The organism is Spelaeicoccus albus (assembly GCF_013409065.1).
Taxonomy (GTDB): Bacteria; Actinomycetota; Actinomycetes; order Actinomycetales; family Brevibacteriaceae; genus Spelaeicoccus; species Spelaeicoccus albus.
Genome location: NZ_JACBZP010000001.1, coordinates 1,372,108 through 1,385,207 on the forward strand (window position 1 = coordinate 1,372,108; position 13,100 = coordinate 1,385,207).

Annotated in this window: 9 protein-coding genes; 6 read left to right on the forward strand and 3 right to left on the reverse strand. The window is 59.8% G+C overall.

Annotation, left to right across the window (positions count from 1 at the left end; genetic code table 11):
* Positions 1-61: 61 nt before the first annotated feature.
* The 5 genes from BJY26_RS06375 to BJY26_RS06395 all read left to right on the forward strand — a co-directional run bounded on the left by BJY26_RS06375 (position 62) and on the right by BJY26_RS06395 (position 7,644).
* A complete protein-coding gene (locus tag BJY26_RS06375) occupies positions 62-1,342 on the forward strand; it encodes an ABC transporter substrate-binding protein (protein ID WP_179426665.1) in 1,281 nt (426 codons plus the stop codon).
* Between the two features lie 86 nt (positions 1,343-1,428).
* Positions 1,429-2,250 carry a carbohydrate ABC transporter permease gene (locus BJY26_RS06380; RefSeq protein ID WP_179426666.1) on the forward strand — a complete coding sequence of 274 codons (822 nt, stop codon included), beginning with the start codon at positions 1,429-1,431 and terminating at the stop codon, positions 2,248-2,250.
* On the forward strand, positions 2,247-3,164 hold the full coding sequence (locus BJY26_RS06385) for a carbohydrate ABC transporter permease (RefSeq protein WP_179426667.1): 918 nt from the start codon (positions 2,247-2,249) through the stop codon (positions 3,162-3,164). Before BJY26_RS06380 ends, BJY26_RS06385 begins: the two co-directional genes overlap by 4 nt.
* Positions 3,161-4,495 carry a sulfatase-like hydrolase/transferase gene (locus BJY26_RS06390; protein WP_179426669.1) on the forward strand — a complete coding sequence of 445 codons (1,335 nt, stop codon included), beginning with the start codon at positions 3,161-3,163 and terminating at the stop codon, positions 4,493-4,495. The genes BJY26_RS06385 and BJY26_RS06390 overlap by 4 nt, the downstream gene beginning before the upstream one ends.
* Positions 4,495-7,644, forward strand: a complete 3,150-nt coding sequence (locus tag BJY26_RS06395) for an alpha-mannosidase (RefSeq protein ID WP_179426671.1) — start codon at positions 4,495-4,497, stop codon at positions 7,642-7,644. The genes BJY26_RS06390 and BJY26_RS06395 overlap by 1 nt, the downstream gene beginning before the upstream one ends.
* 555 nt (positions 7,645-8,199) lie before the next feature.
* On the opposite strand, the gene BJY26_RS06400 is transcribed toward BJY26_RS06395, so the two are convergent.
* Complete coding sequence (locus BJY26_RS06400; RefSeq protein WP_179426673.1) at positions 8,200-9,564, reverse strand: APC family permease; 1,365 nt, start codon at positions 9,562-9,564, stop codon at positions 8,200-8,202.
* Between the two features lie 95 nt (positions 9,565-9,659).
* Positions 9,660-10,568, reverse strand: a complete 909-nt coding sequence (locus BJY26_RS06405) for a carbon-nitrogen hydrolase family protein (protein ID WP_179426674.1) — start codon at positions 10,566-10,568, stop codon at positions 9,660-9,662.
* Positions 10,569-10,747: 179 nt separating this feature from the next.
* On the opposite strand from BJY26_RS06405, the gene BJY26_RS06410 reads away from it, so the two are divergent.
* Entirely contained in the window at positions 10,748-11,344 is a 597-nt protein-coding gene (locus BJY26_RS06410; protein WP_179426676.1) for a TetR/AcrR family transcriptional regulator, read from the forward strand.
* A gap of 66 nt (positions 11,345-11,410) precedes the next feature.
* On the opposite strand, the gene BJY26_RS06415 is transcribed toward BJY26_RS06410, so the two are convergent.
* Positions 11,411-12,955: an amino acid permease gene (locus BJY26_RS06415; protein WP_179426677.1), complete on the reverse strand. Its 1,545-nt coding sequence runs from the start codon at positions 12,953-12,955 to the stop codon at positions 11,411-11,413.
* Positions 12,956-13,100: the final 145 nt, after the last annotated feature.

The following is a 13,100-nucleotide window of genomic DNA, read 5'->3' on the forward strand; positions in this document are numbered from 1 at the left end:
GCATACGTTGTGAGCACATCACGGTCGCGAGCTTTACTGAGCGCCTCAAGGGAGAAGGACGATGCGAAAGATACGCACAGCCGTAGCAGTGCTTGCAGTGGCAGCCCTGGTGGGTGGGCTCACAGCCTGCTCGGGCAGCGGTGATTCAGCAACAACGAACCTCGTATTCCAACAGTTCGACCCAGCCGGCGAAGTCAAAGGACTTCAGACCGCTGTGGACAATTGGAACGATTCCCACCCGAAGATCCAAGTCAAGATGCAAACGCAGAGCCCGGCCAATCCGCAGCAGCTGGCACGCGAAGCAAATACGGGGTCGGGGCCGGACGTCGTCCAGCTCGCGAACGCCAACGTCGCGTTCCTCGCCAAGCCGAAGATCCTCAAGCCGCTCGATGGGCTGATCAAGAAGGCGCCAATGGCGCACGGCACAGACGACCTGCTCGCCAAGGACATGGTCAAGTTCGACGGCAAAATGTGGGCCTTGCCGTGGACCGCTGACACGATGGCGCTCGTCTATCGGCCGTCCTCGCTGAAAGCAGCGGGCATCTCATCTCCGCCGACCACATGGGACGAACTCGCCAGCGACGCGGCGAAGATCAGTCGCCATTCCAATGGCAAGACCGCGGGCTTCTGCTTCGGCGCTACGGGATCGGCCTCAGCAACGCAGTGGTTCGCGATCAACTACTACATTTGGAAAAACGGTCATTCCCTCGTGAAAAAGGGCGCGGGCGACGCGTGGACGACGGGGATCGATAAGCCCCAGCTGACGTCGGCGATCAACTACTTCAACGGCTTGTTCAAGTCCGGCGCGACGCCGAAATCGTTCCAGTCGGTTGAAAGTTACACGGACCCCGCGATCGCGAACGGCTTGGCCAATGGGTCGTGTGCGATGACCTACGCGCCGCCGCAGACGTTCCGGACGCTCGAGAAGACGGCGGACGCCACGGTAACGACGGCACCAATGCCCGGCGGACTCACGGACGGAGCGACGCACCTCGGCGGGCGGTCGCTTGGCATCAACCGCAACACTGAGCATCCGGCCGAGGCATGGAAGTTCATCAAATACCTGGCAAGCAAGAAGACATTCAAGACGTACGAGCAATACCCCGCGGCGAAGTCGACGTTGAAGAGCCTCGACGTGCCCAAGAACCAGCAGGGATTCATCAAGCAGCTGCCACACGCCCGTTCGTTCGCCCGATACATCGGATCGGACATGTCGGTCGCGTCGATGCAACAACTGATCAACCAAAAATTCTCCGCCGTCTACTCTGGTCAGTCGAGTAGTTCTGCAGCAGCAGCCGCGATCTTGGCGAACCTGAAGTCGGGAATCAAGGGTAAAGGATGAGTACCGCCACGCGTCGGGGGAGGAGTCAACCCCCCCTGCTTACAGGACCTGCATTACTTGTCATTGCGCTCCTGTTTCTATTCCCGATGGTGTACAACATCATCCTCTCGCTGCAAAAGCTCAGCCCGTACCAATCTCCCGGGGACGCTATCTGGGTGGGGCTGTCGAATTTCACAGAGATATTCACCAACGGTGAGACGGCGTCGTCCGCCTGGAACACGGCGTTCTGGCTGACCGCGTTGACCGTCGCCATCCGCCTCGTAGTCGGCATGGCGATAGCGCTTTTGCTGCAAAGCAGAGTGCTTGCACGGTGGAAGCTCCGCGGAGTGTGCCGCACGGCGGTCCTCATCCCGTGGATGGTACCGCCGGTAGTGGCCGTCGCGTGCTGGAAGTGGATCCTCGACGCCAACACCGGCGTGTTGAACCAGGTGCTCGTCTCCCTCGGCTTGGTGCCACGGGGAGTCCCATTTCTCGCGGACACCTCCACAGTGTGGTGGTCGATCGTTGCCATCGTCGTGTGGCGCGAACTTCCGTTCGTCGTCATCGTGTTGATGGCGGGTCTTCAGTCCATACCGCAAGAACAATACGAGGCGGCCGCGCTGGACTCCGCCGGGCCGTGGAAATCGTTCCTGCACGTCACGGTTCCGAGTTTGCGGCCGGTCATCACCGTCGTCGTCATCATGACCGTGATCCAAACATTCAACAATTTCGTCTACGTCTGGCTGACGACCGGTGGGGGACCGGGCACCTACACGCAGGTGCTCGCCACACAGCTTTATTCCGCCGCATTCGTCAAGAACGACCTCGGACATGGGGCGGCAATCGGCATCGTGATGTCCGCCATCATGGCGATATTCGCTCTGGTCTACTTCCGCGTTGCCAACCGCGATGAGGTGCGTGACGTATGACCACCACGACCTCTTCGACGACGCAGCCCAAAGAGGCGGACTCCAAACAAAACAACCGCCGGCCGGCCAAGCGGCGGCTCAGCAACAGCCGACGCCCTCGAGACCTGCTGGTGATCATCCCGACGTTCGTGCTGCTGTTGGTGATCGTCTTCCCCGTCCTGTGGATGGTCTTCACCTCGCTACGACCGGCTACCGCGCTCGCCGGCAACGTGCCGTGGAGCCAGTACTTCTCCGGGCTCGGTTTCGACGCTTACCGCCGATTGTTCGACGGGACGACGTTCGCTCGGTACATCTTGAACAGCGTCGTCATCTCCTGCGCCAGCACAGTCTGCACGATCATCTTGGCGAGCATCGCGGGCTACGGCCTGTCCCGATTCCGGTTCCGGCTGCGCGGATTCATGCTTTTCATCATCATGGGCACGCAGCTGCTTCCGTTCGTCGTCCTGATCACGCCTGTGTACACGTTTTTCTCGGTGATCGGACTCCTCAACTCATACGTCGGAATTATCATCGTCTACACCGCGATGACACTGCCATTGTCGATTTTCCTCACGCTCGGATATTTCGACACGATCCCGCGCGTGGTTGATGAGGCGGCCCGAATTGACGGCTGTACGACCCTCGGCGTGATCTTTCGGATCATCGTGCCGCTGTCATTGCCCGGAATCGTTACCGTGGCCGTTACGGCGTTCATTGCGACGTGGGAAGAGTTCCTGTTCGCGACAGTATTGCTGACACAAGACCAGGTGAAAACGGTACAAGTCGGACTCGCCGGCTACTTCGGGGAGTATTCGACCGACTGGGGCGTCATCATGGCCGCGGCAACGGTCGCGGCGATTCCGACGATCTTGTTGTTCTCCATCGTCCAAAAACGACTGGTTGCCGGAATGGCAGCGGGAAGCGTTAAAGAGTGACTAATGAACGCCGGCGACCGAACGTCGTCATCATTTATGCTGACGATCTCGGGTGGGGTGATCTCGGATGTTTCGGCGCGGACGATCTGCACACCCCCCACCTCGACGCGTTGAGCGCGTCCGGAGTGCGGCTGCCGAACTGGTACGCAAACTCACCGGTGTGCTCACCATCGCGCGCGGCGCTTCTCACCGGTCGTTACCCGGCGGAGGCCGGCGTCGAAGCAATCCTGGGAGGGTCACGCCGGACTGCGGGGTTGCCGGATCAGCCGACCATCGCCAGCGAACTGAAGCGGCGAGGCTGGTCGACGGCTATTTTCGGCAAATGGCACCTCGGCGTGGAACCGTCCTATTCGCCGACGCATCGCGGCTTCGACACCCATTTCGGCTTCCGCGCCGGCTGCGTCGACTACTACTCGCACATCTACTACTGGGGCGACGAAAATCCGCTGCACGATTTGTGGCAGGACGACGACGAAGTCTGGATGAATGGCGAGTACCTCACGAGCGCGATCGCTCGCCGCGCCAGCGACTACATCGAGGAACATGCTGCCAAACCGTTCTTCGCGTACGTGCCGTTCAATGCCCCGCACTACCCCCTGCACGCGCCCGACGAGTACGTCGAACGGTTCGCGCACCTGCCGGAAGGCCGACGCATGATGGCTGCGATGATCGCCGCGATGGACGACGGCGTCGGCCAAATCGTCGAGACCCTCGAACGGCTCGGGCTCAGGGACGACACCCTCGTTTTCATGTCCTCGGACAACGGACCGTCGATCGAAGAGCGTAACTGGCTGAACGGTGAAGAAGTCTCATACACTGGCGGATCGGCTGGCGGGCTGCGCGGACACAAGGGCTCGCTGTTCGAAGGCGGCATCCGCGTGCCCGCGATGCTCTCCTGGCCCGCGCGAATCCCCGCCGGGCAAGACTCCTCGGTCGTCGGTTCGATGATGGACTTGCTGCCCACGATCCTCCACGCTGTGGACGGCGACGAGTCGGAGATTCTGGAGGGCTTCAGCGGACAATCCGTGCTGAACAGTCTCATTGACGGCGAGACTGGCCCTGACCGCCGGATCTTCTGGGAGTACGAGGGGCAGACGGCCATGCGGCACGGGCGCTGGAAAGTCGTCCTCGACGTTACCGAGAGCATGAAGGCGCCCGTCGCCGTGCGCGAGGGCGTTTTCGACCTCGAGGCCGACCCGCACGAGACCCAAAACCTGCGGGATGCCGCACCCGAGATACTCCGCGACGGCCGCGAGCGCATCGCCGACTGGAAACACCGCATCGATGCCGTGAGCGAACGACACGACAAGCAGCGGGGAGCAAAGCGCTGATGCACGATGGCGACCGAATTGTCGAGGCCCGCATCGACCGACTCATCCACGACTACATCGACCCCGCCGTCTACCGGCGCTCCACGCCCGCGACGGTCGCGGCCTGGCAGGTCCCCGACGAACCGGTGCCGTTCGCGACTGCGCGACGGCAACACTACGAGCCGTTCCAGGTCGGCTCACCCTGGGGCGGGAAGCCATGGGGGACCACGTGGTTCCGCATCACGGGCAAGATCCCGCCGGACTACGGCACCCAGCCGGGAACCAGTGTCGAACTACTTGTCGACCTGGGATTCTCCACGCGCCAGCCGGGCTTCCAAGCCGAGGGCCTGGTCTGGTCGGTGGACGGCGACACCGTCAAAGCGATCGAACCGCTGAACAACTACATGCCACTTACCGCCGGCCCGGGCGCGAGTCTCGACTATTACCTCGAGGCGGCAGCCAACCCCGACGCCGGCGGACACTACAACTACGACGAGACGTGGGTCGGCTCGAAGACAACCGCCGGCAATGAACCGATTTACGTGCTTCGTCACATCGACATCGCGGAACGAGACAACACTGTCTGGGAGCTTCAGCGCGATCTTTGGACGCTGCGGGGCCTCCGCGACGAACTGCCCGAGAACTCGACGCGTTCTTCGTCTTTGCTTCGCAATCTCGAACGCGCTTTGGACGCGGTCGACCCGGACAACGTCGCCGGCAGTGCCCCGCAAGCACGCGCACTCCTTCGGCAAGCGCTCGATCGCCCGTCCCATGCGTCTGCGCACCGGATGATCGCAGTCGGTCATGCGCACATCGACTCCGCGTGGCTTTGGCCCGTCCGGGAGACGATTCGCAAATGCGCACGGACCTTCACCAACGTGCTTCAACTCATGGACGACGATCCTGACTTCGTCTTCGCCTGCTCCAGCGCACAGCAATACGCTTGGATCCGCGACTACTACCCCGAACTGTATGCACGGATCAAGTCTCGTGTGGCGGAAGGTAGATGGATTCCGGTCGGAGGAATGTGGGTCGAGTCCGATACGAACCTTCCAGGTGGCGAGGCCTTGGCCCGCCAGTTACTGATGGGCAAGCAGTTTTTTCTTGACGAATTCGGTTGCGATACGCCCGAAGTGTGGCTGCCGGACTCGTTCGGGTACACCGCGGCCATGCCGCAGCTGGTGCGTGCGAGCGGATCCAAGTGGTTCTTGACGCAGAAGCCCTCGTGGAACGAAACCAACGTCATGCCGCACAACTCGTTCCTGTGGGAAGGGATCGACGGTACCCGTGTGCTGACGCATTTCCCGCCGGCAGACACCTACAACTCCGACGTTTCCGGCGCGGATCTCGCGCGCGCCGAGCGCCAGCACAAGGAGAGCGGCGTATCTGACGTATCGATGCTGCTGTACGGCTATGGGGACGGCGGGGGAGGGCCAACCCGCGAGATGCTCGCCGCTGCTCATAGAACGCACGACCTCGAGGGCTCGCCCCGCGTCGAACTCGGAACGCCGAAAGCCGCGTTCGAACAGATCGAGGCGACGCTGCCGCAACCGCCCGTTTGGCGTGGCGAGATGTACCTGGAACTGCACCGCGGCACGTACACCTCGCAGGCGCGGACGAAGCGCGGAAATCGACGTTGCGAACACCTTCTGCGAGAAGCGGAACTGTGGGCGACGATGGCAGCGGTGCGGCTCGGCAAACCGTACCCGTACGACGAGCTCCGCAAGGCATGGGAGGTCGTCCTCCTGCAACAGTTCCACGACATCTTGCCGGGCTCATCGATCGCGTGGGTATACGAGGTCGCCGAGAAGAATTACGCCGACGTCATCGCAACGCTTCGTCAGCTCGTCCATGAATCGACTACCGCGCTCAGCGAGACGATTCTCTCGGATAACGGAGAGCACGTGGGGGAGTGCTCGACGGTCTATCCCTCCGGCGATATCGCAATGATCCGATTCAATGCCGCGCCGGTCACCGCCGACGGAATTCCACCGATGGGAGTCGGCATCGGGACAGCAACGCCGAACGTTGAGCCTGTGAATTTTGCGGACGGTTGGAGAATCGATACCGGATCGATCACTACAACGATCGACGACGCCGGCCTGATTGTGTCGATCGTGGATCGTGACACGGGTCGCGAGTTAGTGCCGGAGAACGAACCGGCTGGCGTCTTGACGGTGTACCAGGACACGCCGCACCAATGGGATGCCTGGGACGTCGACCAAGCCGACCGTCGCAAGGCGACACGGCTGACGGCCGCCGAAACCGTAAGTCTCACTCCTGCTGGGGACCAGGTGGAAGTCCGCCGCACATACGGGGCCTCACAGTTCATTACGCGCTATTCCGCCGTGGCAGGTGCGCGCGAGCTCGTCATCGAGACGGAAGTTGACTGGCACGAGCGGAGAAAACTTCTCAAACTCGCTCTGCCGTTTGACCTCAAAGCCGATGATGCGACATCTGAAATTCAATTCGGCAACGTTCAACGACCGACGCACACGAACACATCGTGGGACAAAGCGCGGTTCGAAACCGCCGCGCACCGCTGGATTCACGTCGGTGAGCCCGACTTCGGAGTAGCAGTGGCGAACGATTCGACATACGGACACGACGTGACCCGATGGACGAGGGAAGACGGCACGGTAACGACAACGATTCGCGAATCGCTGCTTCGCGCGCCCACCTTTCCGGATCCACTCGCGGATCAAGGCAATCACACGCTACGCACCGTCGTCCGGGTGGCTCCTACGATCGTCGAAGCTGCCGACACGGGTTATCGAATCAACCTGCCCATCCGTGAAATGCCTTTCGGTACCCGTCATGCTGAGGCGAACGCGAATACGGCAGAAGAATTCCCTCCGGTTGTGTCCGTTTCATCGCACTGTGTCTTCGTCGAAGCCGTAAAACTCGCCGAAGATCGCTCCGGCGACGTCATCGTCCGCCTCTACGAAGCTCGCGGCAGCCGCACGACCGACGTGGTTGTTACCTTCGGATTCGACGCCGCAGCAGTCTGGACGACTGACCTCCTCGAGCGCCCGACAACAGGGGATACCGGCGGGGACCCGACGGTGGATGAACCCACTGTCGAGAAAAGTCGCTCTGTGACGCTGTCCATGCGCCCGTTCGGAATCACGACGCTGCGAGTCCAGCGCCAAACCCAAGGACGCGCATGACCGGGTGTTGATTCAATTGTCGCAAGGTTGGCTGCTCCGTCAGCGCGTTGATGCCCGAAGCTGCAGCTCGCGGCTCGTAGTGACGGTACGAAGGGATGAAAGCAGTTGGAGTTACGTCAGCGTCCGTGTCTGTGCGGTGTCATCGACTACCGTGCAGGCGTTGGATACGATCGTGGCTTGCCGATCCGGGCAGTCGCGGGACCACATTATTCGCTTGTCGCGCCATCTGTCGTAGCAGCTGTCCCACCCCTCCGGCTCGGCAGCGTCCAGCACGAAGCGCGTCGCTATCGAGACTAGCAAGCTCGCCGCGAATTCGCTGATGACCGGGATGGTATCGCAGTAGCGCGGCGCGTACCAGACGGTGTTGTCACGGAACGCCCGCTACATATCGATGACGACGATCCGTTGTGTGGCGCTCCGTGTCCTCGGCCGTACGCCCGAGCTCGGTGGAAAGCGCCGAATATTGTCTTCGATGATGCGAATGTCGGCAATGCGGACACGGGCGTGACCGTAGGAGCTGGCAGTGCGACTAGCCCGACGCTCGTAATGTCGAGCTTAGGACGAAGTGAGCGTGCTGTCATCGGATTGCGTCGTTTGGCTTTCCAATGACATCTCCGGCGGAGTCTTCCGAAAGCCTCTGGTCAGGACAGCGAGGTATAAGATGCCCAGCGCCAGCCAGCAAAGGCCCAAATAAAGCGCTATGGTACCGAGCTGCGTAAGAAGGTAGAAATCCACGGTTGCACCGAGGAGCGGTAGGACGACGAACTTCATGACGGAGAGGCGATTTTGGCGAGCGCGTTGCTTCCAGAAGTGGACGATTACGCAAATATTGACCATCGTGAAAGTCAGAAACGCGCCGAAGTTGATAAACGACGTGGCCGTGTCCACGGATAGGACCAAGGCGATCAGCCCGACCACGGCGACCAGCAACAGGTTCAAAGTGGGAGTCTTCAGCTTGGGGTGAAGACGTCCAAAGAAGCCGCGCGGCAGCACACCATCTCGCCCCATGACGAACATAAGCCGGCTTGTGCTTGCCTGGACGGCAATGCATGATGCAAAGCTGCCGGCAAGGATAACGATATTGACAATGTTGGCAAATATTGGTCCGCCCACCAGGTTAAACATGGGGAAGGCGACCGAAGACGGATCCTTGAAGCTGCCGCCCGGGTGCACGAGTTGCATGATGTAGGAGACAACGACAAAGATACCGGTGCCGACAACGACCACCAGCAGAATTCCGCGTGGGATATTTCGCTTTGGATTAATGGTTTCTTCGCTAAGTGTGCTGATTGCATCGAAGCCAAGGAATGAATACGCGGCAACTGCGGCACCTGACGAAACAAGCGCGATGCTAGTCGAGGAGTTCCATAGGGGCGTCGTGAGCGAGGCCGACGGGACCGTAAAGATGAGGTGCTTTACACAAAGCACGACGAACGCAGCCATACCGGCCAAAGTGAGCGTTAGCAGCGTCTTGTTCACCCTGTCGGCGAGCACGATGCCCAATATATTGACCGCAGTCGTGACGGCTATGACGAGAACAAGCCATATCCACAGTGGCACGCTCGGAAATTGTGCGCTGATGTAGACGGCGGTCACTAGCCAAGCCACCATCGGAAGGAAGAAGTAGTCCAGGAGGATTGCCCAGCCTACAAGGAACCCGGTGTGCGGATTGATCATCTTTCGGGCATAAGTGTAGGCAGAACCCGATGAGGGGTAAATTCGCGCCAATTTTCCGTAGCTGAGAGCGGTAAGCGCCATCGCCGCACCGGCAATTAGATATGAGGTAGGAGTGGATCCGTGGCTTCTTGACGCGATAACCCCGAACGTTAATATGACAATCGACGGAGCCATGTAGGCGACTCCAAACACGACGAGCGAAGTCAGCGACAACTTCGCTGCCATTCTCTGCGGAGAGCTCATTCTTCTTCCCTTTCTCTTCATTGAGCAGGTTGCTTTGAGTCGCAGTGGTCGAGATTCATTTGCAGCAATCGGAGCACCGAAGCGTGGCGCTTCTTTTAGGCAGTTGTCGGCTGGTCGGCGCTACATTGTGGGTGCCACTTTTCCGGGGTCAGAGCGCCGTCGTACAGCGGCAACGGGATGCTGTCGTCGATACCCTCGAATTGCTGCCACGGACGAGTGACCCCACCGGTTCCGTGCTGACGAACTGCGTGAACTTCATCGAGGTCGATAACGTCGGTCAACACCGTCGATTCTGAGCTCGTCGATTCAACACATACTCGTCCTTGCGGATCGATGAGTAGGCTTCGGCCGAGGCCATCTGGCGCCGCCGCGTTGACGCTGGCGACAAAAACTTGGTTAGCAATGGCGTTAGCGCGATTAAGCGTTACCTCTTGCGCGCGGTCCGAGGTTGGCGTCAAGACCACGTTGACGATTAGTTCGGCACCCATCCAGGCCAAGTGTCTGCTCGCCTCTGGAAACCACGAGTCGTAGCAGATGGAAAGCCCGATGCGTCCGAAACCGGCCATGTCGAAGACGACAAACCGGTCTCCGGCACTGACCTTTTCGTGTGGCCGCCACGGGAACACTTTCCGGTAGGATGCGACTCGCTGGCCCTCGGGCGAATACACTGCGGTCGTGTTGTATATGAGCCCGTCGTCTCCGCGTTCGTAAAAGCTTCCTGGTATCAACCAGATTCGTAGGTCTCCCGCGATTTCAGCGAGGAGTCGATTCCGCTTGCCGTCGATTGGTTCGGCCATGGCTTCGATGAGCGCCTCCGTCTCGTGGTGGGACGCGTCACCGGTTGGATTCAGATGAAGTTCGGGGAATACGAACAACTGGGTGTCCGTGTAGCGCTGAGTCAGGCCCTCTAACTGCGTAGTGAACGATGCGAGAGTTGTGTCTGCTCGGATCGACTGCGGTGTAGCAGGGGATTGGACGAGCGCAATTGGAAGGAGTCTAGTCATCGTAACCGGTTTCCAAGTCGGTAATACCGGCCGCGGCCGGTAATTCTTTGAATAAATTTTAAGAAATAAATTCTAAGAATGTCAAGAGGCGGTGCTTCGGTGCTTCGCGGCTTCTCTAGCTACCCGACGCCGGATTGACTGGCGGAGCTGCGAAACCGTCTGTGTGCGAACATCAATGTATGGCGAGGCCGAAAAATCAGACGCTGCGACGGCAGCAGCTCGTCGAAGCCACCGCCAGTATTGTGCTGCTTCATGGCGCGGCGTCGACTAAATTGACCGACATTGCGGCCGAGGCTGGGCTGGCGCCGTCGGCAGTTCTTTACTACTACCCTGACGTGCGTGAGCTCTATAAAGCGGTACTCAATAAGGGTGGTGCTCAATATTGTGAGAGCCGCGAAATGAGCGTCGCGGAGGCTTCTACACCGGAAGAGCGCCTACGGGAGTGCATACAGTCGGGTGTGCCGCGTCCCGGTGCCGCGGAAGAGGCGAGCCGTCTGTTATATGAGCTTGCGCCAATCGTGCTTCGCAACGATGATGCAGCGGACGAATATGAGAAGTTAATCGCGCGACAAGCCGCGCTATACGAGTCCGTCCTCGAACAATGCGAGGCGAGTGGTGGCTTTGCGTTGGCCATGCCCGTAAAGTCCCTCGCTCGATCTTTCGTGGCGCTTGAGGATGGATACGGCATCGATGTCCTGACGGGAGCGATTACCCCCGACGAAGAGGAAAATCTGCTCCTTGAATATGCGCGGATAATGGCGAGGCGGATCGGTTGATCGCGGCGACTGGTTTATTGCGAGCCGATCGAACTCGTCGTCCAGAATCGCCGTCCTTCTCATTAGCTAGTCGTCGATCTCATCAAGCAGCTTGCTGTCATCGACCGTCAGCTGGGACTTGTCGAGGTGTTTCATGAAGTGTTTCCGGCCCCGGGCAAACCACAGGACAACGGTCAAGATCGCCACGACAATGACTGCGATCGGCGAGTAGTTGAATGTTTGTATGGTTATGGGGAGCGTGGGTGGCAGGACAAACAAGATGCAGATCAAGATCACCCAGCACACCGCTATCCACCCGATGACCGGGCTCCATTTGCCCAGCTGCCACGGGCCGGGCACGAACGCTTTGCCTTTCAGTCGTCGAAGCAACACAGGCGTGACATACGCGATGTACAGGCCGATCACTGCCACGCTGGTCACGGCCAGGTACGCGGTCGTGTTGAACAGAGCCGGCACCGTCAGCAACGTGGAGAGCACGATGCACAGCCATATCGAATTCGTTGGTGTGCCCGATCGAGGGTTGACTTTTTTCCAGTGCTTGGAACCGGGAATGGCGTCGTCGCGGGAGAATGCGTAGCTCATTCTGGAGTTCGCCGTGACCGACGCCATCCCGCAGAAGAACTGCGCGCCGCACACGATGAACAGTAGGAACTTCGCCATTGTCGGATTGTTCAATGCGTCCAAGAACACCTGGGCGGGCGGCAGCCCGGTTGTCGTATTCAACAGCTTCGTCAAGCCCGATGACGACCCGTCTTGGATGGATGCGGTGATCGAGAACAGCAGTATCCAGCCGCCGATGATCGAGATGACGACGCTCATCACGATTCCCTTCGGCGCGGCCGTTGCAGCGTTGCGTGTCTCCTCCGACACGTGCGCCGAGGCGTCGTACCCGGTGTAGGTGTATTGCGCCATTAGTAGGCCCATGAGAAAGACGAATGGCATGAACGAGAATCCGGTCTCGTTGTGCCAGGCTGTCATCGTCCAGCTGAATGTTTGGTGGCTGGTCGGCATGATCCACAGCACTGCCACGATGATGGCGACGCCGACGATGTGCCACCATGCTGACAAGCTCGAGAGAAGGTTGACGAGCTTCACACCGAAGGTATTGAGCAGGCCGTGCGCGACGATGATGACGATGAAGAGGCCGAACGTGTTGTACGCGTTCGGTTCGACGCCGAACGTCAGCGAGGCAAATGCCATCATTGTCGTTGCGGCGCCGAAGTCGATTGCGGCCGTGACGGCGACCTCGCCAAGAAAGTTGAACCAGCCGACGAACCATGCCCAGTGCCGCTTATTGCGTTTAGCGAGACGGCCAGCCCAGAAGTAAAGCCCTCCGGCAGTCGGATAGCGCGAACACACTTCCGCCATCGACAGCGCTACGCACAGGACGAAGATGCCAACTATCGGCCAGCCGAGGTCGATGGCAGCCGGCCCGCCCGAGCCGAGTGCGATCGAATACGACGTGATGCAGCCGGCGAGAATCGAGATGATGGAGAAAGATACGGCGAAATTGCCGAATCCGGACATGCCGCGCTTGAGTTCCTGTTTGTACCCCAGTTCGGCGAGGCCCGCCTCGTCGGACGTTCCCGAGCTCTGAGCCTCTGGCGTCATTGCCTCATCTTTACTCATGCTTGCAAATCCTTGCAGTGCCCGAGGGCAGTGTCAATAGGCTTGGTGACATACCTTTAAGGCGGTATTAACGCAGACTATGCACGCGAAAGATCGAGTGTTAGTGTGCCAGAAAAGTTTAAAAACA